Raw genomic sequence first — 23,650 nt, 5'->3', positions numbered from 1 at the left:
TGTTAATAGAGTAATAAAATAGTAAACCATCACCGACTAATTAAGATAATCTTAGTTGATGATAGTTAGTGATATTAAAATTACACAAGCCGCGATTCTAAATTAGCTATCTTAATGGTTCTTGCACTTGTTGTGATTTTACCATAATGGTCTTTATGTAAGCCAACCGAAATACATTCACCTTTCTGTAAATTTGCCAATTCTTTTGACCAGACTTTTTTATCGGTACCTGGAATCGCTTGTTCTAGTAGTTTAGCATAATTCAAGATCTCAGTTTCTGCTGGTGCGAAGAATAATTTATGGGCAGCTTGGAATAAACGATCTTGTTCTTCTCCTTTCAGTACACTTAGTGTCTGTGTTGCAAGAATCAATGATATACCATATTTTCTTCCCTCTGTAAGCATCTTTCCTAGAGGGCTATCAAGTTTATGATCTAGATTTTGTACTTCATCCAAAATAATAGGAAGTGGTTTATTTTTATTACCGTAACTACAGGCATAGGCATAAAGATCCCATAAGCTAAACTCAGTAGCTATCCGCATAATATCTCGAGATAGCGAGGCTAACTGAATGATAGTCGTTCTAGATTGTTTATTCGAAAATATATTTTCCCAACCTTGATTTTTAGATGCATCAAATAAATTTGATTTCATCATTGGAGCTAATTTATTAGCTAATGCTTCCCCTCGTTTTTCTTCATTGATTAAATCATTATATAAATGCTCAAAATCATAATTCTGACCATATGATTTTAAACCAGCTTCAATTGTGCTAGTTAATGTAGCAAATTGTTGTTCTCCAATAGAAGAATAAACTTGATTAAATACCGAGGTAATCCGAGCTGCGACGATATGATTCTGTTCTTCTAAAACCACTCCACCGTAGTCTTGTTTTTGCTTTCTGAATGGAGAGATACCTAATGGTTTTTGGGCTAAATAATGTGAAGTAGGTTGTATAAATTTATTAAATTCAGTTTCAAGTTGATTAGGTAAAAAACCATTTGTATAATCGATTATTAAAGAATTATGATTACTCTTGGCTAATTCCATTAAAATACCTTGTATACAATAAGTTTTACCTTGACCTGAACGACCAAAAACAATCAAATGTCTATTTGCTAAATTTTTATTACCATATTCCCAATAAATATCCTCAAAATTATCAATAGATTTACCCAACAATACCCGTGTATTTTCTACAGAATCTGACACTATTAGCTCTCTATCAGTTTCTGGTATTACAGGGATGACTATTTCATCTTTAAACTCAGTATGTGTCTCTATAATTGACGATTCTATTTCATTCTCATTTTCAATTTTGTTAACTTGTGGGAAAGAGCATTGTAGCAACGCTCTTTTAATAATATGCGTGTTCGCTAATACTGATTGTTGAATTAATTTTATTGCTTCAGAATTAGAGTTTGTTTTTGATAATGCATCACGACAGAAGTCCACCAATCCACTTTGCTTGATTGGAAATTTAGCAACAAGATTTTGAACAAAATAAAGTGTTAGCCTATACTTTTCTGCATATATTTTTAGTAGTGATAGATAAAAATATTTATTAGATTGTAAACTTAATTTTCTATTTAAATAGGTTTGCAAAACTTCACCTTCAATAATACGGTCTTCGTTGTTAAATAATTTGCAAACCAATTCCATAATATTATCAATATTAACATCTTTAAAAGCTTTATCTTTATGAGCAAATTCTGACTCACTTACACGAACGACTTCACCCTCATTAAGTAATATATCCAAATAAAATGCCGCATGTCCTAAAGATTGACTTCTGATTTTATCGGCAATATCTCTTTTAGTTAGAGGATGTATTGTGCGTTTAAATAATTCTAGTAATACTTTACGTTGAGAGACTAAATCGAATTCTGCATTTAAACTAACGGTATCGGTTCCTGATTTTCCATTAAAATAGATACCTATATTTGAACCATAGGCTCGAATAATATGCCGAGTAATAAAATAATCTTGAGAGAAGTTTGAGTTTTGATAAATATCCACTGACAAATTAACCGCATTTCTTCCTTCAAATTGATACTCTTTTATTTTTTCTTTAACACGAGTTAAAACAAGTTCAATCTCATCATGACTTAATTGCAAATAGTTTAAGTGTCGATATGTTCCTCTATCGCTTTGATATATATATTCTTTATCTACCGCAGTGGTTAGGGCTGGATCTAATCGTTCAGATGTTATTTCTGCTAAAGTAATTTTCTTCTCAATAACTCGTTGTTGAATAGATTTCCAGCTACCGCCATTAGGAAACTCAAGTAGTGCATTTGTTAACGCTTCAACTTTTGGGAGCTTTTTGGGTGAAATTTGTTGTCTATCATCTAATGTTAATAAATCACTCTCTAACCAGCGTAGAATCTGATTTTCAGCAACGGCTTGTTCTATGTTGAGTGTTTCATGTAAATACCAGGTCAGATCATCTAATTGAGCCGGAGAAATGTGATTAATCCAAAATTCATTAAAATAATTCTGACTTATTTTAGGGTTTATAATTTGTTTAATTTCGTTTTCAAGTAAACCACAGCAAAGCTCGATAAATGAATAGAAATTTTTATCATGTACAAAATATGCACGTAAAGATTGGAATAAAGGCTCTCTAAGCTCACTTAAATTAGATTTAATAATAGCTTGTATAACTTTTTGAGAAACTGTTAAATAAGATAAAAAATTTTTCTTTGCTTTAGATTCTATTTGTCGGATCCGCTCCCGAGTCACCCCATAATCAGAACCAATTTCTTCTAATGTTAAACAGTCACAGTAAATACCAAACCTTTTTTTAAAAATATCTATCTCGCGGCCTTGTGCTGAATCAAGGAAGTTTTCTAAACTCAAAATAAGTTTTTGTTCCAATTCGTCAATTGCAATATCGAAATCTTCAATTAATGGGGCTTTTTTTCTTAGGGCTGAGCTTTTTAAAGAAAATTTATGTTGTTTTAAATATTCCTTTAATTCAGCAAATTTTCCTAATTTAGCCTTACCAAATCCATTTAATTGCAAAAGACTATTATCTTCGAGGGCAAGCACTTCATTGATCGATATTGTGTCACCAAATCTTTGAATAAGTAAATTAATTAATGCGGAAAAATTCTGGTCAATATTTAAGTCTGTAAGTTTAGGACTTAAATCATTGGATGATAAACTGTTTTCATTCTGTTGTATTACGTACTCTTTTAAACGAAAAAAAGTTAAAAGATCGGCTTTATCTCCTAATAAATTAATAAAATCACTTTCTGTTAAATTTAATAGATCATTTTTAGTTAAATCATCATCCAATTTTTCTAATAACAAATCGATGATTTCTTGATAATTATCAGGATAATCAAATGAAACCGTTGGGCTGCTAATATCCTCAGAATATGTTTCATCCATTATAGTTAGTTCTTCACTGTTTATTTCGTCAATAACAGAGGAAGTCGTTTCTAAATTAAAGTCGTTATTAACCATAAACGGAGTACTTTCATAATCAGTTAAAATATAGTGCTTCAATTCTGGATAATGCAATATATCAGTCACTTTATTAGCTAAATCAACAATAGGCTGATTTTGCAGATATTCACTCAATCCTAATGGTAGTTGTATTTGTAAAATATTAGATGGTCCGTCTAATTTAACCTCTAATTTAGCCGTTTCTCGATTATTATTTAAAGCTAATGCAATACCTACAGGATAGTTTTTGATTTCTGAAATCTGATATTCACCTTGTTGATAGCTCTCTCTGCGCAGTATTATCGAGGTAAAATAATCAGCAGGAAAAACATTATATAACTGAAAACGTTCAATTTGAGATATAACATGTTGAACAAATAATGAGCGATAAATTTGTCCTTTGAAGGATGATGCAGCAAGTAATTCTTTCATATACTTACCTAACTCTTTCGCTTGTGCAACTGCTTTAGTAAAATCTGTTCCTTTTTCTCGGTTTTTAACTTCTAAGGGTAATAAATATACTTCATTGTTCGCGAAACCAACGAAAAGTATGTCATCACACATAGCCCCCAAACGTTTGTTATGTAATCGAGCTGAAAAGTCATTATCTTTAAAACCAAGACCTAAACTTCCTGTTACTCTAATTAATTCAGCAACAGGAAGTGGTACCCAGGTAATTTTACTTTTCAATAAAAAACTAGCTAAAAATTTATAAGCTGCAATAATGCCCTGTTTCTCTTTTATTTGTTTTGCTGTTGCATCAGATGTTTTCTTGCCACTGGCTTTAACAATTTCTAACAGCCATTGACCACTAATTGCATTAAAAGAATTTAATAATTCATCAGATTCTTTATTTAATAAAGATTTGTAAAGTGACACTCTGGAAGAAACTGTAATAGCATCATATGAACTCGAATTAGTATAATGGTCAGAATAGTGAATTAAGATCGTATTGGCATCATCAAAAAAATCTAATGTAACTTTAGGATCAATGATACATGTCCAAATACTACTATCATATGAGTGGGTCAATTTTTCTTTAAATTGATCGTGAACGACAAGGGCAGGCACAACACCTTTAATATAAGAGGCGCTTTTATTTTTATAAGGAATAAGTAATTCGTTATATCTTTCTGCTAATTTTATTAAATTATTTTTTTCTTGTAATCCTCGTAGTCCGAAACCAGAGTAATAATTATTATTTTCTAAATAAGATGCCTCACCAGAAATGAACCCTTGGCAAGTAACTCCTGTTTTAGCATTAAGGGTTGATCTATTCGTCACTTTTACTTTTTCATTATTTTTAAAAAAGCTCAAGTGAGCGTAAGAATAATCAGTTTTATTAACAAATTTACTATAACTTACTTTTTCTCTGATTAATGCAATGAGTTCATCTGTGATATCTTGTTTTTGAGGACTTAATTTAATAATATTTCTTAATTGATTAATCTCTTTAATTTCAGAAAACTGATCAAAAAATGTATTATATAAATTATCATCAAAAATATTGACATGAATATATTTAGCATTGTTTTTATTTTTTTCTAAATAATCAACAATCCCTTTAAAAATAAATTCATTATCTTGATTATAAATAGAATTGATTAAGAGTGGTGCATATTCATTTTGTTTAAAAAGCATCTCAAAACATGACATAAAATCTTTTATTTTCTCACTCACTAATTCTTTCACAAATGAAGGATTATTTTGTTTTTGCGGGATAATTTTTAACCATAATTTGTTGTGCGAATGTGCTTCTGTGAATGAATATTCTTGTTTATCATCTACAAGTATAGGTAATAAACCGGCAGGGGTGAGTTTGTTCAAAGTGGTAGATGGAATTTGGGATATTGACTGATCGTTTGTTATTGACAGTTTATTTGCTAGTTCAAGCGCATAGGATAAACAGAGTGGATGATATGGTGTTAGCCATTCATAGGCACCCTCTTGTTTATTTATTGTACCTTTATAAATCCCTACTTCAAGAAGTTCTCTTTGTTCGCTGGTTAAAGAACCATCAGGAATTTGTTCTAAAGCATCAATCACAGCCTGAACAACGTTATGTACACATTTTCTTAAATCAGCAGGCCAATTAGTAATAGATAAAATAGTTTCATTTGTTTGTAACCAGGTAAACAACTTCTGGTAAGCTGATGCAACAGTTGGATAACAAGTGGCAAGCTTTTGCATCAATTTAGGTCCTTGGTTTTCATCCCAGGTTAATAGTCCTTGATGCACTATTTCATATTCAATATTACAGAGTATTTGCGCATCCACATTGAGTGCTTTTTCTTTCCCAGCAACAATAGCCCTTTTGGTTTTCGCATTATATTTAGGAATTCGGTCAGATTCAAAAATAGTTATGCCCCTTTGCGCATCGAGAATACTAGGCAATTTTATTGGGTCTAACGTAACACTTCCAGTGACACTTACTGGAAGTTGGATATTATTATGTTGGAATATCAGTGTGGTACTAACTTCATTTTCAAGTAATTGCTGTAAGTTTATGGTTCCTACTTCCTCAAAATTAATGATTTCATCAACATGTTCCACGACTTTTTCAATGGTATTCTCAGTTGAAATACAGATAGGTTCCACAATATTTTCTAATAACACTTTTCCTTTATTTCGTTCAATATCAATAGTAACTTTTTCAAAATATTTATAAAAATTAAATGTTTTTTGCGGAACGATTAAGATATTAAATTGAAAGTTTTCTTTAACGGAGGGTCTTCCGAACTTAATTTTCAAAAATTTAGGGGTACCATCAAAAATAAATGAGGCTGTTAGGGTTGTTTGCTTTTCATGATTTGCGGGACGAAGGGTAATTTGGCTATCGTTATAATCACCAGATATTTTTATCTGCTCTGAGCTTAGTAAAGGCTCACCTTTAGTCATACGAATTTTTAATTCAACATTTTCTGAGTCAGCCTCGATAATAATAGAGATTCTCTTATATCTAGCACCGGTATCTCCACCATGTTTATACGTGGTTAATTTTTTGCTGTTATACTCAATATTTTCAATATCAAGTAAACAATGTTTATTTTTATCGATTTCATCAAGCAGATATCTATATTCTAATCCTTTCCATTTTAAGGGCTGTGTGCTATCAAAAAAGTTATCTTTAATAAATTTCTCACCAAGTCCAATTTCTTCTAGTTTTTCTTTAAGTTCAACTTCACTATTGGAGAAATCAGAAACATATTTATCAATAACACTATAAAGCCGAGCATTACCTTTTATATCGCCTTCAATCTCGTTTTTATTCGTCAAATCGAATAAGCGTGAATCGCGGAATAAGCCTTCATTGTAAAAATCGACAGTATTATTGATAATTGAATTATAAAGATATTCGTAGGCAAATATACTTAAGTTCTCCTCAATAATTTTTCTTTCTCGATGAGACAGTAAAATTTGCATAAGTCGTGGATGATCATGAGTCTTAATTAAATGTTCTAAGGCATCCTTAATTGATTCGGGTGTAAATATTTGACCTTTGGCATTTAAATTTTGAAAAGAGGTTAAAATGCTATCTAACGAACTATTATGGATAACGACTAGGCTAGCATTATCTAACTTGTTTAATTCATCTCGTACATTGGCGATAAAATCCTCATTATAAGTATCGTCGTTTTGTTCTCCATCTCTGTGTAACATGACCAATATTTGATGGCTTTTATCTGTTGTAATTACATAAATAGGCGCTCCATCGATAGGTATCTTTTTATCGGCATAATAGCGAAAAGAATTATATAACATTGTCGCTCTTTGTGGATCCGCACTTTCAAAATGAAATTTTGAACTTTGTTTATTATTATCATCAATAAACTGACAAAGGAGTTTTACTAAAAATCGTTCAAATGGTACTTTTAACATAGACTGCATCTCCACTGTCGCTTAATTTTTCAATATTACCAATATTTTCATAAAGTTTTAATAAAGCACCCTTTGACTTTATATCAAACCAGATTCCTCTTTGTTGAAATCCTTCGATCACTTCATCAATTAGCATTTTTTGGTGTGTGCCAATAATTAGGTTAGTGACTAACAAAACCATATTAGTTTTTAAAACAAAATGCATTCCAGCTTTTTTTCGGTCGGTTTTGAAATTCCGACAAAAAACATCTTTAAAAACATTGACGACTTTTTCATTAGCAGAACTTCGTTCACTTTTTTTAAAAATTTCAATTTGAGTTGTTAATCCATGATTAATAGCTGCTTTAATGTCGTTAAAGTGAATTGTTGGTATTTCAAATAGTTGAGCGATTAATTTATTTAGTTCATTGATCTTTCCTATAAACGCCTCATCTTGCTGTGGTTCTATTCTCCAAATAGGAACATCGGTTATCAAATCTAAATAACCTAAATAAGGAAATAATTTCCAAGCTAATCCCGTATTTTTTGAAAAGAGATAATTAAAACCATATGTCCGGCAATCATGCCTTTCTTGACTGGCTTTTTCATTCTCTAAAATAAAATAGAGTTTTCTCGACTCAGGCTCTTTATAACGGCTGTCGGGAGTTACTAAATTAACGGTTAATTGTGTTAAATAAAGGAAACTATATAGCTCAACAAAATTATGCAATTCATCCAAAAAATAATCAGAGTTTTTCAGTAAAGTATTTATATCGTTGTGAAATAACTTCGCTAAAAAAGGTAAATAAGGATATTGGGATTTATCTTTTATTATTTCATCACACAGCGATATAAAATTTTCATTCACTAATGTTTCTAAAAAATTATTACCTTTTGTTATTGGTGTATTTTTTTCGGAGAAGTAGAATAAACGGTCAAAAATAGCTACCATTGTTTTTGTTCTAGCTTGAGCTTTGCCATTACACACTAGGTAATAGAATGGTGTCGACTTCTTGAATCCCTCTTTTTCTAAATAAGTCTGTTGCAAAATATCAATGAGATCTTTTGTTTCACGATTATTTCGTATTTTATCCACTAACTGTGCTCTAAGCTCATCCCAGTCTCTATTTTTACATGTCAGATGGAAGATATTTTCAACAATAGATTTATAAACAATGTCCCAATTTAAATTCTGCTCTTTTTCGGTTTGTGGGCCAATAGGTAAATATTGATCAGCAACATTTCTATAAGCCCCTTTTTTACCTTGTAATTCATTTATCTTTTTAATAGAGCCTTCAATTTTTAACTCGATCATATTACATTTTCCTTAATTGAATACCCCGATCTTTTTTTTACTATTTTTGTTATGGCCTTATCTTGTTTATTAACTAATTGAATATCTTCTACATCTTTAATTTTTTTTATTATTTCACTAATAAATTCTTCAAATTGTGATAATTCGTCTTGTTTCTGGCGGTTAGGTAAAAAACCATTGTGTATTTTTAATGCAAGTGCTAATTGGGTTATATCAAGATTAAATATGATGGGGTCTTGATCATTAATGATTAATGGAATAGGGATTGAGTTTGTACGTACCAGTTTATATTGCTTTATCCAATTAAAATCATAATAAATATCTGCTTTGCTGCTTATAAAATAATGAGGAAGTTCACGTGTTATAATATAGTTATCACTAGATTTAGGTAAATGTCTGTTTACGTATTTATAAATCGCATCAATGAATATTTTCGTGATTATTTCATCTAAAATAGCTTCATCATCAGAACTAATTTCATCAGCGTTGTAAATTTGAATTAGTTTTAGATAATATTCTTTCTCTTTATTATTAAATGCATTGCTGAGTTGAGATGAATATTTATTGTCATCATCTTTCATTAAATAAGCTAATTGAATCAATCCTTTTAATGAAAGCGTAATTCCAGAAAGTTGGTTTAAATAGCCTATATAAGCTTTATCTTCATCACTTAATGTTCTGGTCGAATAAGCGAGATTAAAATCATCAATCTCTTTGTTTCTTATTTTATTTGGATCAAGATTGACGATTTTTTCAGATATATCATTATCTAAGGATGAAAATAAATTACCAATTAGTCCATCTTGATGCTCTGTTACAATAAGTTTATACATAAAATCGACAAAAACTCTAGGAGTTAAGAACTGTTTGTTATATAACCTGATTAATCCAAATATTTTAATTAAATTACGTTGTACTGTCTTATTTAACAGAAGTTTGTAGTTATGTGCAGAGATATTATGTTCTTCTAAATCATTTAAATAAGCTTTCCAAAAAGGATTGCTATCAGATTGTTCTGTGAGTTTATGAATAAATTCAGAAACGAAGGGTGAGGTGATAGTATTGTTATGAAAATCTAGACGAGGGTAATCTTCGAAATCAAAAAACTGGACATGTTCTATACTAAATGGACTAACTTTTTCTTTTTCAAAGAATTTATTTAAATAATCTTTGATATCATTATGTCGTTGGTCACCAAATTTAATAAATTTTTGCATCATACCAATATTTATACCAATGGCTAATATGCACTGCGTTTGTTTATATTGATCGAAGAGCTCATTTAAGCAATCTACGGCGGTACTATGTTGCTTTTTACTGTGAGTTGCATCTAAATGAAACCTGATTTTATTTTCAAATTGTTTATGTAATCGAGTAAGTATTTCTGACTTACCATCTCCAGAGCTACCACATAAAAAAAATAAATCCCCTGATTTGGCATTAATTAAAGCATTCTGAAAATCAAATTCTATTTGTGAAGATACATATAAATAGTTTTTAATTTTTAACCACTCATTAGGTTCACCTAAGCGAAGAGTTGATACCGAGTAAGGAGACGATTTATCTAAAACACTAAGAGCTTGCCGTAATGTAATTTTTCCCATATTTTTATCTATTTTTATTTAGTAGTCCGTTTCCTTTTTTATATTATCTCTGTTAACAAAAAAAATACAGTTTGAATGCAAAATCTTAACAAAAAATTAAAAAATAAATCCTTATTTTTTGTAATAAAAAGTAAAATCACTAATAAATTCTCCTAATAAAGTTTAATTAAGACATTATTAGGATATTAACTAATCATATAGAATATTTGAGTTTGGCAAAACACAAAATTACTCTAGTACATATTTTGATCATAATCCAAATGGTTATTCAAATTACCTAGCTCTTTTAAACTATAGCCGCTACTTTCTGCAATTCAATAAAAACCTAAAACATATTCATTAGAAATATTGGATAAGGATTGAAAGCAATCTTAGTTATCAGATAAATTAATCAAGTCAGTAATAGAATTAACATAGTCTCAGACGTCAGTAACTGCTTCATAAATTTCTAATTTAGCATAATTTAACTCTTCTGGTTTTTATGTTAAATAATTTATTAAAATAATGATAAATTATGATTACTTTCTTATAAGTTCGATAATACTTGGAATTAGATATTAATTTATCGGATGAATAAAACATATCTCTAAAAAGTCCAAATGTTTAAATCTATTGTTAATTTAATAGGAGGGAAGTTGACGCCAATTGACAAAGAAAATTCCTTGAAAGGTAGTTTGGAAAAAGCTTTAGACATAAAAAATCTGCTAGAAGCAGGTCTTAACATTTGGTGATTGGCGCCCTGACTTGGAATCTAAATAAAACAATAACCTACCTATATTAAATAACTTTAATTCAAATAAAAACTATCTGTATCCACTTTTATATCCATAGTCAACTTGCTTGAATTTAAATATTTTTAACGGCTAAACATACAAATGAATCACCATCTTTTCAAAGTGTTATTATATAAATAAAAGTATTAAATCAATTAATGTCTAAAATAATATAATAAATAAAAACGCTAATTTTGAAATGATTTAATATTTCTATCCTGCTCTAGCGAGCTAGGATAAAAATATTAATTAGATTAGATAGTTAGAAGAAATATTTAAATCTTACCCGCGCACCATAACGATTATCAGAGCCACTCCTTGATTCTCATCACGAGATAAATGTGACCAGTAAGAACCTAAATAGATATTAAAGTTAGCCATATCCATTACATTGGGAATTAAATATGCTGCATCGATATTGAATTCGACATCACCATATAATTTCAAATCACTTTGGCTAGTTTGTCACTCAATTTGTGCAAACGCTGGAAAACTGGATAAACAACATCAAGCGACAAACAGTTTAGAATATTCCGTTACTCGATCTACGATTAACGTATTGTGTAATTTCATAAATAAACTGCAATTTTTTTAAATTACGATTAAATATAGTGTGTACATATAAAAAATAATCTTGATTTAAGAAAGTAATTTTTGGGCTAGTAAAAAATTACCAATTGTTGCACTACAATTATTTTCTATAGATGGTGTTTTTATATATTCATCCAAATTTTCAATTGTAATGTAATTATTCATGAGCAGTTTAAAGTGTGCTTTAACTCTACCTAACATATGATCTTGATACATTACACCACCACCAAGAATAATCATTTTAGGTCGTATTATTAATGTTGCATTGAAAATGGCTTGAGCTATATAAAAGGCTTGCACATCCCATACATATGAATCACTGGTTATATTTTCACCCTTAATACCTGTTCTTGCTTCAATACTTGGTCCTGATGCCAATCCCTCTAAGCAATCATGGTGAAATGGGCAAACTCCATTAAAGTCCTGATCTAATGGATGTTTTTTCACCATTTGATGTCCCATTTCTAGGTGCCCTACGCCACCTACAAATTGGCCATTTTGAATAACACTACCGCCAATTCCCGTCCCTATTGTGTAATAAATCAAATTATCACATGAATTTAAATGCATTTCTCCGTAAGCACTTGAATTAACATCTGTTGTAAAAAATACAGGAATATCTAATTCTTTTTGAATAGGAAAAACTAAATCAACATTAGACCATCCTTGTTTAGGTGTGTTTAAAATATATCCGTATTTATCACTATTCTTGTTATTATCAATAGGACCGAAACTGCCGATGGCAATTGATGAAACTTTATTCACACTGAAAAAGTGATTAACTTGTTTAATTGTTTGTTCATATGTTGTGGTTGGGATAACTTCACTCGTAATTATCTGATTTTTCTCATTTCCTACCGCGCAGAGGAATTTCGTTCCACCAGCCTCAATACTTCCAAATAAATTCATTTTTGAACCTCTTCAAAATAAATTCAATATCATAAATAAACTTATTATGATTTATATTATTTTAGATAATATATCTATAAATAATTTAGCCAACATCATCCGTGTTGGCTAAATTTTATTCGCTTTATTAATGAGTTAATTGATTTTCAAATTCGATATAAATCGTAACAAACTTAGCGTGATCAATACCTTTAATCTCAATACTATTATTAAATATATCTAGATTATCTAAGCAATGTTCTTGAAGATTAACTTTTTCAGCTAGTTTAATTTTATGCTTAAATTTAATTGTTGAATGACTAATCTGTTTATATTTACCATTATAAAATCTTAAAATATAACCAGGTCTCTCTTCAGCTTTCTTTATAACACTTAAAATTAAATCTCCGCTAGTTTCTAGCATACTAAAAGTAACAGGAAGTGTTTTATCTACATCTGATAATGTAAATATTAATCTTGAGTTTAAAAAATCTGCTATTTGGTAAACTTGAACTGGTGATAATATTTGTTTTGCTAACTCCGCAACATTTGAAGAGTTAAATGATTCAGAATAATAAAAAACCGAAAACGAATATGTCATATGTTTATGACACTGGGCATCAGGAGTTTTAATCGTTGTTTCACCAGAAGCTCGTCCTGGTCTGTACATTAAATTCTCTTTTCCCATAAAACCATATGTTCTAAATATAGTTAATCGGATAATACTGTAATCATCGCCAATGATTTCATATTCTCGAACACCTTTTGGTACGACTGCAACCCCTTTATTTTCATCAGATAAAGTTACAAAAGTTTGGCAAGTTTCGATTGCTATAGGTTGCTCACTCCAAGAGTTTTTATTTTGCTCCCATAAGTTCATTTCTTTTTCAAATAGCACCGGTCTTTTTATTACACCAAATTGATGATCTGCCGTTGAAAATTTAGATGCAATACTTGTATCAAAAGATACACATACTCGATGGCTATCAACTAATGTATTATCTACTTGTAATGAAAAATCAATTACAGGAGAATCTTTTTTAATGGTTAAATTTAATGTGATTGGTAATAAAGTTGTACATTTTCTTTGTGATCTTTCTTGTAGATTTTTAGGTACTAACATTTCAAAATCTATACAAACCATACTAACGATATCTGATTCTTTTATCGTTATCGTAGGTGAAAAATCTGTAGAATAAACAACTAAATCGTTAACCGGAGGTGAATAATTAAAGGAATCCCCATCATCACCATTATCTTCTATAATAACTTGATTTTTATAGGTTACATTTGATTTTTTATCTAAAATGTCTAAAGAACCATTGTTATTCACAGTAATTTTATAGTAAGTATTTTCAATTACATTAGTAGATTTTTGTTTGATTTTTTTATGTGTACTGCCATTCAAATCTAGCGTTAGTTGGTTATAACCTAAGCCAGGTAGATTAGATGATTCTAACGCAATTTTTGCTTTATATACTTTCTCTGGAATATATATTTTTTTACTTGGGTTAAGAATATTTCCTTGATTAAGAACATATTTTGTCTGATCTACTAATTCTAAAATTGTATAGGGAATCTCCATACCTTGCTGATCTAAAATTCTAAAATCTTCTTGTGGTAAATAAACATCTGCTTCAATAATTCCACTTCTAGATTTATTAAAAGTATTAAATACAGTTAGAGTGATCTCTTTACCAGAAAAATTATCAATTCTCATCGATATATTTCTCATTGTAAGCTCTATCAAGTTCTCCGAAATATCCCTAATTTGTTTGTAGCGCATATAGATATCTTCATTAGCAGAGTCAGATACACACGAACCTATTGAATCATGCGCAGCGTTTTCAAACATCAATTTCCATATTTCACGAACTGTTTCTACTGGATATTCGAAACCTAATGACATAGAAATACTTAAAATAGGTTCCATTATATTAACAAGATAGTTTTGAGTTTGTGTATTTAACTGTTTTAAATCTGATCTCGAAGAAAAAATAGTTTTATGAATTCTCATTAATTTTCCATTAATTAACTCACCACTAATCTCTTCTAAGTCCGGGTTTTCATTTTTTATAGCATTTATATAGTTTTCTATAGTAGATATTTCTAATTCAAACTCATCTTTATATAATTCATTCATTCTAGCTATTAATTCTAATAGATTTTCTCTTGGTGGAGCTTGATCAAATCCATTAGGGAAAAAAACATGATTAGTTGAACTTCTTGCCCATGTTTTTCTAAAAGGATCTTGTTTCAAATAAGTTGCTAGTTCTTGCGAATCCTCAGGAATAGCTCCGCCAATGTAATAACCACTAGGAATTTGGAATACATTTACAGTTGAACCATCTTCTCCTTTCCATCTATACTCTGTTTTTTTGACTTCATCATCACTAACTCCGCGCCAAAACATGGTATCTTTAATGCCGAACTCTAAGTAAATTTGAGGCATGCTTGACGATTGACCAAATGAATCTGGAACATAACCAACTGGCATATATCCACCAAATTCACTACAAATTCTCATACCATATTGCATATTTCTGATAATACTTTCACCAGATATCACTAACTGATCTGTTTGAGTATACCAAGGACCTATAATTAACTTACCTTTTTTTACTAGTGATTCTATTCTATGTTTATCTTGCGGTCTCCATTTGAGATAATCATCTAAAAGAGATGCTTGACCATCTAATAAAAATGAATCATATCCATTTTCATCTTCTAATAATTCAATGACTCTTTTAAAATCATGCATCAAATATACTTTAGAGCGACTAGTTGTGAAATACCACTCTCTATCCCAATGAGTATGCGGAACTACATGTACTTTTTTCATTATCTTGGCCTATTTAAATTAAGTTTAATTTTCAATGCTGATCTCAATATCATCAATATCTATTAATTCTTGCTCATCATCTCTTTTAAAGTTAACAAACAATGGCGCAAAAAAACCGATGAAAGCAGCACCAACAAATAGACCTACTAAATATGCCCAGCCATTTCCGACAGTAAAGAAACCATAAACACCGCCAACAGGTGGCATCTTGTCAAACATCCCTAATAAAACACCTAAACCTGATGCTATAGCTCCACCAATAATATTAATTGGTACTAACTTTAATGGGTTTACTAAAGTAAATGGTATTGCACCTTCGGTAATACCAATAAATCCCATCACAAAATTATTCCGGCCTGCATCTAATAATTCAGCATTAAATTTTTTCTTATGGAATAATGTTGCAAAAGCATATCCCATAGGAACAGCACAAATAGCAATATTAACCATGATTGCTGGCATATAAATCTGTTCAATTAATAACACATTTCCTGCCATCCATGCAGCTTTATTAATTGGGCCACCTAAATCTGAAGCAATCATTCCCCCAAGAATAATAGCTAATAATAATTGGCTGACATCATTCGCTATCATACTTCTGATCCAATTAACTAATCCTGTATTAATCAAAGATAATGGTTCAGATAAAACAGCTCCCATAATGATAGCTACAGATAAAGTAGCAATTAAAGGTAGAATAACCAGTGGCATTACGCCTGAAAATGAGGCTGGTAGATGAATTTTATTTTTTGCCAATTTAACTAAATAGCCAGCTAAAAATCCAGCAATCACCGCACCTAAAAATCCAGCATTAGTTGAACTAGCAACAGCTCCACCAATAAATCCAGCACCAATTGCAGCCTTATCACCAATAGAATATGCAATAAAACCAGCTAATACTGTATTTATTAATGCTATACCTACCCAACCGACTTGTTCTATCAAATAAAGAGAGTGCTCAAAACCAGAACTATCTTTAAAAATATCTAGACTAGTAATACCCATAGATAATGCTATCATTTTGGGAATAGCAATTACTAAAGAAGCTCCGATAATTAATGGTAGAACAAAACTAATGCCACTCATCAAATGCCCTTTCAACTCAAACATTATTTTTTTCATATTAATTTTCTCTTATTTAGTTATTTTCTACTTTCTATGATATTCACACATTTTTTTAAAACTGCTTCAGGAGCTTTAATACAAGTGGCAATACTAACTTTTAATTGAGGCTTATCTTTAAATCTATCCATATCTATTACTTTTTGATCGGTTGCTATTAAAACAAAATCAGCTTCATCAACTTCAGCTTGTGAAATTTTATTAACTTGCCCTAAAGATCCTTGTTGCTCGATTTTTACATCATAACCTAATTTTTTACCTGCATTCTCTAATGCTTTAGCTGCCATAGGAGTGTGCGCTAGTCCTGCTGGGCAGGCTGAAATACCAACAATTTTCATACTAATACCTCTCTTGTCATTTCCTTACTGATTAGTGATATAATTTTATTTATATCTGTTGATGCTTTTATTTCATTTTTAAAATCATCTTCCATTAAAGCAGTAGCTAGTTTACTTATCATCATAATATGAGTAGTGCCAGCCTCATTTTTAGGTACGAATAAAGCAAAAACATATTGAACATTACTCTCATCAAATGTTTCCCATTCTATCGGTTTAGCTAATTTTGCAAAAAATACAGTTGGGGTAATAACCGCGTCATCTTTTGCATGAGGAATTGCAAACCCATCAATCAATCCTGTCGATGATTCTTTTTCTCTATCGATAAATGCTTCCATAGTTTTTTTAATATCATTGACGTAATTATGTTTAAAAGCATTACTTGATAAAAAATCAAATAACTCATCTCTACTTTCTACGTTTAAATTCAAAAAAATATTATTTTCTGAAAGATTCATTACTTTAGTACCTTTAATTAAATAAAATGTATTAATTAATATAATAAGAGATGTTATAAAAAAGCATATCCATACATTTTCATTTTATTTTGGAAAATTAATGTACTATCTTTTTTTCTAGAAGTAATATCATATTGATAGTGATTTTTTAAATGAGGCCTCTTATTACTATGAGTAAATTTTCGTACCAACGGTTAGATGATTTATTTGATTTTTTTTTACTTAAAAAAGAGCCCATCTTAATTAAAGATATTGCGTCGACAATTAATGTGTCTGAACGAACTATTCGCACGGACATTTCTAACCTAAATGATTATTTAATTGATAAAAATGCCAAAATAAAATTAATAAGACAAAAAGGTTATATCTTAGATTGTGAAGATGAAAAAAAAATCATCGACTGGTGGGGTAATTTTAATAAAACAGAAGGCTATAGTTTATTAGGATCTTTAGAAGAACGTCAGAATTATTTATTCGCTTTATTATTGAATGAGCTAAAATATTATTCTGTTTATGAATTAATGGAACATTTATGTATAAGCAAAAATACATTATATATGTACTTGAAAAATATACGTAAAACATTATCAAACTATAATTTAAAACTAATTAATAATACAAATACTGGGTTTAAAGTTATTGGCACAGAATACGATAAACGAAAAGCTATATTAGATTTATTTTTGATTAACGATTTACAATCTTATTTGGTTGGATTCACTGACTTAGAAAAGTTATTTTTGTCAAATATTGATTTAGATTTATTAAATACATTAGAATCAAAACACTTATATTCTCTACAATTATTGAACTCTGATTTTTATCATAAAAATATAATATCGACTATTGCATTGGCGATAGCTAGAGTAAAAGAAGGGTTAACAATTAATGAAATATCCATTGAAGTTCCAAAGTTAATGGATCATGCATTAGATGCAATATATTCATTTCTTAAGGAAGTAGAAAACGCATTCTCAATCACATTACCCATTAATGAAATCAACTATTTTATTCTAACTTTATCCATTAATGTACCTAGATTAATCAAAAACCCTAAAAATCACCCATCTGAATCGTCGATCATCGTTGATGAATTATTAACATCAATATATGAGACATCTAATCTTGATTGGACTAAAGATAAGATCTTATTTGAAGATTTAGTTAACCATATTGAGAATTTTATTAAAATTAGTTCAATAGATAAAGAAAGAAAAAATCCAATACTCAGTACAATAATAAATTCTTTCCCATTTGCTTATAGTTTAAGTTTAACCCATCTAGGCGTAATTGGTAAAAAATACAACATCTTTTTTTCTGAAGATGAAGTCGGATATATAGCACTACACATAGCTGGTGCTATTGAAAGACATAAAGCAAAAACTCAACAGCTTAATGTGATTATCGTCTGTGGTGGTGGCTTTGCGATGAGTAAAATTATAGAATCAAAAATAAATAAAAAATTCCCTAATAAATTTAATATAAAAAAAACATACTCCTATGCCGAATTTCAATTAGCAAATATAAGTGACATAGATCTAACAATTACCACACTTCCATTTACTCAAGAAAATACTCCCACTGCTTACATTGATATGTCAAATATAGATAAAGCAATTGATGATTTAAAATATTATCTAACCGATGATCAAATTAATAATAATGTTATGCAACTTTTTAATCCCGAAAATTTTTATTACTTTGACACTGATAAATTATCTAAAAAAGACTTATTAGTAAAAATGACAGGTGATCTAGAAAAACAAAATATTGTCTCAGCGGATTTTGTGTCTAGTGTGTTAGAAAGAGAGAGCTTACAGACAACATTGATTAATGATGTCATTGCTATCCCTCACTCTATGACAATGAGTGCAAACAGATCAAGAGTATCAGTTGCTATATTTCCGAATGGGATACAATGGGAGAAAGATAAAAAATGTAATTTTATATTTTTACTTGCAATATCGAAAACTGATAATGAAATTACAGATAATTTATATGATCTAATATTAAATTTAATTGATGATAAAGCCATGACAAAACAATTATTAAAAGCTTATACATTCCATGAATTTAAAAATTTACTAAGTATTTTATAGGTTAATTATATTTCATTGTGAATGGACTTTATTGTAACCTTCAACATTTTATTACGATGGGTAAACACGTTGGACTAGATGAAAATTTGGCTAAAGGAATGTTTATTAATTTTAAATCGCTCATGCCTATTGTTATTTCACAGATCAAACCTCAATTACCATACCATCACCCTTTCCCTATCAGTAATGCAACTTTTAATGGCCTTGCAAAACAAGCTGAAAAGATCCCTGATTTTTAAAAGAAGTTTTCTATATTAAGAGATGCTTTATTTTATCTATTCCCGTATACGGTATAGATAATAAACTTTAATTGGGTTGGGGGATTTGAGGTGAGAGGATATATCCTTAAGCATAATAACTTGATATTTAAATATTTATGTTCAGCTAAAACTTTACTCATTTTAGTTTAACATTGATTTAAAGAATGGGATTATATTATCTAAACTATGTCTGAAATTCAGAATTATAGATTAATTGCCAAATTAAAATTCATTACTGAAAATTAATTTGACAGTCGCTTTAGGAATTAAGGATTGTGATATCAATCAATTCAATATATTAATAATAGGGATTACTTATTCTCATAAACAAAAATATCATGGATTTACGACCTCTGCATAATCCTCTAATACCTAATCAACCATGCGATCTAAATGTTTTTGCTTATTGAGTTTCAATTTACTATAAAAGATATAACTACAGCTTTCAGATATAGACAGTTTTTTCTAAAATAGAAAACTGAATATAATCCGTTCTTGATTATTACTACTAATAACCTCTAACCAAGCTTGATAAAAAGCTGTGCGGTGCTCATGTTAAAATCCTTTTATAAGATGCCAATACCATCATATAACTAAACTATATTTTTGCTATCTTGTTTAAGTGCATTACCTGCTTTTTTTAATGGTGCTTTAAAAGCACGTTCAAACCTACTCATATACTCCAAATGCCATTGTGAATATTGATGCCATTCTTCCATATTATAACCATCGACTGTATGTGAAAATTGAATTCGGCAAGCCTTTTTATCATCCAAACGCATCCATTCAAGTGGAGCTCCAAATGTATTTTCTATTTCATTTTTCATCTTAAATAAAGAATCAAAAAGAAATTTATTTTCGTCTGTGGAGCTTTTACTTAACCATAGTTCAACATGTAGCGCTTTTGGGCTAAAAATTAGATTGTAAGGGCAACCACTTAGCCCTGACCTCTAAAGTCATATCGTTAAAAACGATCAATAAATCTTAAATAAATTTTCAAAAATTACCCTTTTACTTGTTCAGAAAAAGAAAAATACGATCACGATCTGATCTAATATTCGGATATCAACGATATTTAATATTTGTTAACTTTTGATTGATATTACGATCTGCATTACTAGATTACGATTTGCCTGATGGATGATTATGGACAAAAATAACAGCTACTGCATTATACTTAAGTTCTTGCTTAATTATTTCTCAGTGATGGATTTCCACAGAGTTAATTGTCCCCATAAAAAGGGTTCCTATTTTAATTAATTGATGTTGATTATTTAGATTATCTGAATGTAGGGGAAAATTGGCTTTATGTTGCTCAGCTAAGGTATAAGCAGATGAAAAACCATAACCACCGGTCAAACAAAGCTGAAAGAGTTTATCAAATAGTAAAGGTAATTCATCTGACATATCATACTTCCTTATTTATCTAACGTTTTGTTTAATTAAAAATAATAAACAAGAAATAACCGATATTGAAAAACAACTCGCTCACTAGTCAGAAAGTTGGTTTTGGCAGAATAAATATAATAAAAAAGTTAGGTGATTACAGAGAAAAAGTTGTGATTTTTACACGCAACTTATTAAAAAATAAAGAGAGGATTAGCGGTTAACAGTCGAAGCGAGATTTTTTCTAGTTTGCATCATATAAATGATATATTTATGGATACAATATATAAATGTGAGATAATAGAGGATAAAAAATAATACTAATCAATAATATGCACTTTATAATACTCATTTACACTCAGGTGATTTTGATAATACTAAAGTAAAAGAGATTAAATTATCCTAATGATTAATCATGTTTAAGAATTATAATTTATGAAAGAAAAATTATTTATAATGTTGCTTTGTTTTTTCTTCTTTAATCTTAATGCAGAGATAAAAGATACCAGTATAAAATCAAAATTAATTCTCGATTCCAAGAACTACATAGGTGATGAACTTATAAGTAAAAAAGAGTTTGCTAAAAAAATAGATTTATCTTGTACCGTGGCTCAACCATATGAAGGAATTGATAAAGAAATCAATGAAGAGAGAAAAAAATGTATTTTTTCTAAGATGACTTTTGATTATGAAAATATAGTTGATAACATGAAATTAAATGAGAAAATATATTTAACACCTATAAACGGTATCAATTTATTTTTAAAAAAGACAAAAGAACCAAATTATCCGGATAACTTATTAGATGATGAGGTTAAAATATATACAGAAATGAATGATAAAGTAATTGATCAGCTAATCATTTACTCTAATGAGTATGATATGGATAGTTATAGTGCAAAATCACAATATTATTTTATTGATAATCATATCTATGTATTAAGTTCTAATATATTAGAAGAAGGGCAAACACTAAATTTTTGGGGTAAATATTCAATAGAAAATAATGGCAAATTTAAATTACTAGAATCTATTAAATGTCATTATCTTTTTAAAGATGGGAAAGAGATGAATGTGTGTAAATAAGTTTGATTTTCAAATGTATACAATGATCCCACCAAAATATTAGATAGTGTTCACCTGAATAAAATAAACAATATTTTGGGATATGAAGTTGTTTCTGCCGTAACTAAATAAAATAAAAATAGAGCTTGAACTGATAAAAATAATTGTAAAACTTATTACTATCTTTATCGACAACAATTTTATTCTAGGCAAGTAGCCGACCGACAAATACCATGCATCATAAATTATAGGATATACCATGCAAAATAAATTACAGCAATTGTTAGATGAATATCAGAAAAACTATAACAGATTTACATATGGACATTATTTGGATCCCGATAATATTGAAGATGCAATAAAAACAGGCTTGGTGGGGTGTTATTACTTAGATCAAGGTTATCTACCTGAAAAGCGTCAAGCCATAGGTGAGGTTTTGGCACTATATGATAAATATTGGGGTGATAAGCTAAAGTTTGGATATATTGACGGTGAACCCAATAATCTAAATTCTTATACACAAACAACATTACATGAAAAAATTAATCAAATTAATCTAGCTGGAACAGATAATATATGCTTTTATTGGGGTAATGTTGCTAATTTAGAATTTGTTCCAGAATATTTATGCCACGTCTATTCAAGAGCAGAATGGTATGAAAAATTACATCAGGACATAAGTTATGTTCAGCTCTATTTACCTATATCGGAACTTAAAGAGTTTGGTGTGGAGCAATTAATAGAGTTAAATCAACAAATCAGTGAAATATTACAGCCAATGCATGGATTTTTTGGTTTAGGCATACAACATAGTCACGAATATTACGATTATCAATATTTAGAGTATGAATTGGCACATCAGTTTCTGGGTTTAGATATCTCTAACGATGAAGATGATGAGCACCTTAGAGAAGGTTTTAAATGTATCAACTGGTTAACTATACTAAATGACCAACTTATAACAGATAAATTAGGCAATCTTGAGACGTTGAAAGAGCGTAATGATGATAACGAGATCCGTTTTTATCCTTACTCTGGTGGTGTGGTTGTTCGGGCTGGTGAAGTGCCTGAGCTGGGTGATGTAGCATCTAACCCCTATCCTAAGCACTATGTCAATGTTAATGCCTTATTAAAACCGGCACGGGCGCCAGAAATTGCCTCATTAGGTTTTGGTTCAATAAACGGTGAAATTTGTTTTAACAATCGAACATCACAGGAGTGGCAAAGTCGGTTTGATAATGTAGAAGCAATCGATATTACAGTAAATCATGAAAAACAATCGGCGCAGATTATTAATATTGATTCAAAGGTTTGGATTAGCAAAAACTCTTCAACAAGGGTTAAAGAACATCAATGAAACATCAACATTATTAATTACTCCACCTACAGAAGATGAAAAAAACATTGTTATAGCATTCAACCATAATGAGACATAGGTTTCATTTTATGATGTATACATATAATATATTTGAATAAATTTAATATTTTACAAAATTTTAGATCTAATTTGTTTAATGTTATAAAAGCCCTTGTAGGAAAAAATTTGATCGTAAATTAATTATGCAAAAAATAGATAAAATTATGGTTTTATAAATG

At 29.6% G+C, this 23,650-nt stretch carries 14 protein-coding genes and 2 pseudogenes; 4 read left to right on the top strand and 12 right to left on the bottom strand.

Features of this window, described 5'->3' with window-relative positions:
* Window positions 1-80: 80 nt before the first annotated feature.
* The 9 genes and pseudogenes from dptH to DKK70_RS15595 form a co-directional block, all read right to left on the bottom strand.
* The gene (gene dptH, locus DKK70_RS15635) at window positions 81-7,334 is read right to left on the bottom strand and encodes a DNA phosphorothioation-dependent restriction protein DptH (RefSeq protein WP_181416034.1); all 7,254 of its coding nucleotides are present in this window, start codon (window positions 7,332-7,334) and stop codon (window positions 81-83) included.
* Window positions 7,315-8,628, bottom strand: coding sequence for a DNA phosphorothioation-dependent restriction protein DptG (gene dptG, locus DKK70_RS15630; protein WP_110434811.1), 1,314 nt, complete (start codon window positions 8,626-8,628; stop codon window positions 7,315-7,317). Before dptG ends, dptH begins: the two co-directional genes overlap by 20 nt.
* A complete protein-coding gene (gene dptF, locus DKK70_RS15625; RefSeq protein ID WP_110434810.1) occupies window positions 8,625-10,232 on the bottom strand; it encodes a DNA phosphorothioation-dependent restriction protein DptF in 1,608 nt (535 codons plus the stop codon). Before dptF ends, dptG begins: the two co-directional genes overlap by 4 nt.
* 1,035 nt (window positions 10,233-11,267) lie before the next feature.
* Window positions 11,268-11,422, bottom strand: a pseudogene (locus tag DKK70_RS17085) (carbohydrate porin); the annotation flags it as partial.
* 222 nt (window positions 11,423-11,644) lie between these two features.
* A complete protein-coding gene (gene scrK / locus DKK70_RS15615) occupies window positions 11,645-12,505 on the bottom strand; it encodes a fructokinase ScrK (protein WP_110434809.1) in 861 nt (286 codons plus the stop codon).
* Window positions 12,506-12,632: 127 nt separating this feature from the next.
* The gene (mngB, locus tag DKK70_RS15610; RefSeq protein WP_110434808.1) at window positions 12,633-15,329 is read right to left on the bottom strand and encodes a mannosylglycerate hydrolase; all 2,697 of its coding nucleotides are present in this window, start codon (window positions 15,327-15,329) and stop codon (window positions 12,633-12,635) included.
* Between the two features lie 21 nt (window positions 15,330-15,350).
* Window positions 15,351-16,448 (bottom strand): PTS fructose transporter subunit IIC, encoded by a 1,098-nt coding sequence (locus DKK70_RS15605; protein WP_110434807.1) that lies wholly within the window; start codon window positions 16,446-16,448, stop codon window positions 15,351-15,353.
* 20 nt (window positions 16,449-16,468) lie between these two features.
* Window positions 16,469-16,786, bottom strand: coding sequence for a PTS fructose transporter subunit IIB (locus DKK70_RS15600; protein ID WP_110434806.1), 318 nt, complete (start codon window positions 16,784-16,786; stop codon window positions 16,469-16,471).
* Window positions 16,783-17,244 carry a PTS sugar transporter subunit IIA gene (locus tag DKK70_RS15595; protein ID WP_025316765.1) on the bottom strand — a complete coding sequence of 154 codons (462 nt, stop codon included), beginning with the start codon at window positions 17,242-17,244 and terminating at the stop codon, window positions 16,783-16,785. Before DKK70_RS15595 ends, DKK70_RS15600 begins: the two co-directional genes overlap by 4 nt.
* A 170-nt stretch (window positions 17,245-17,414) precedes the next feature.
* Between DKK70_RS15595 and DKK70_RS15590 the strand changes: the two genes are divergently transcribed.
* Window positions 17,415-19,343, top strand: coding sequence for a BglG family transcription antiterminator (locus tag DKK70_RS15590; protein ID WP_181416033.1), 1,929 nt, complete (start codon window positions 17,415-17,417; stop codon window positions 19,341-19,343).
* Window positions 19,344-19,399: 56 nt separating this feature from the next.
* Complete coding sequence (locus DKK70_RS15585; protein WP_110434804.1) at window positions 19,400-19,582, top strand: hypothetical protein; 183 nt, start codon at window positions 19,400-19,402, stop codon at window positions 19,580-19,582.
* Window positions 19,583-20,196: 614 nt separating this feature from the next.
* Here the strand turns inward: DKK70_RS15585 and DKK70_RS15580 are convergent.
* From DKK70_RS15580 to DKK70_RS15570, 3 genes and pseudogenes are all read right to left on the bottom strand, one after another.
* Window positions 20,197-20,550, bottom strand: a pseudogene (locus DKK70_RS15580) (DUF4268 domain-containing protein); the annotation flags it as partial.
* 175 nt (window positions 20,551-20,725) lie between these two features.
* On the bottom strand, window positions 20,726-20,797 hold the full coding sequence (locus tag DKK70_RS17735; protein WP_375335002.1) for a JAB domain-containing protein: 72 nt from the start codon (window positions 20,795-20,797) through the stop codon (window positions 20,726-20,728).
* 6 nt (window positions 20,798-20,803) lie between these two features.
* The gene (locus tag DKK70_RS15570) at window positions 20,804-21,010 is read right to left on the bottom strand and encodes a hypothetical protein (protein ID WP_110434802.1); all 207 of its coding nucleotides are present in this window, start codon (window positions 21,008-21,010) and stop codon (window positions 20,804-20,806) included.
* Between the two features lie 414 nt (window positions 21,011-21,424).
* Here DKK70_RS15570 and DKK70_RS15565 point away from each other — a divergent pair, with 414 nt between their 5' ends.
* On the top strand, window positions 21,425-22,075 hold the full coding sequence (locus tag DKK70_RS15565; RefSeq protein WP_110434801.1) for a hypothetical protein: 651 nt from the start codon (window positions 21,425-21,427) through the stop codon (window positions 22,073-22,075).
* A gap of 238 nt (window positions 22,076-22,313) precedes the next feature.
* Window positions 22,314-23,411 (top strand): type VI immunity family protein, encoded by a 1,098-nt coding sequence (locus DKK70_RS15560; protein ID WP_110434800.1) that lies wholly within the window; start codon window positions 22,314-22,316, stop codon window positions 23,409-23,411.
* The last annotated feature ends 239 nt before the right edge of the window (window positions 23,412-23,650 follow it).

This window comes from Gilliamella apicola (assembly GCF_003202655.1).
GTDB classification, from domain to species: Bacteria; Pseudomonadota; Gammaproteobacteria; order Enterobacterales; family Orbaceae; genus Gilliamella; species Gilliamella apicola_R.
This window is presented reverse-complemented; position numbering and strand designations above follow the sequence as displayed.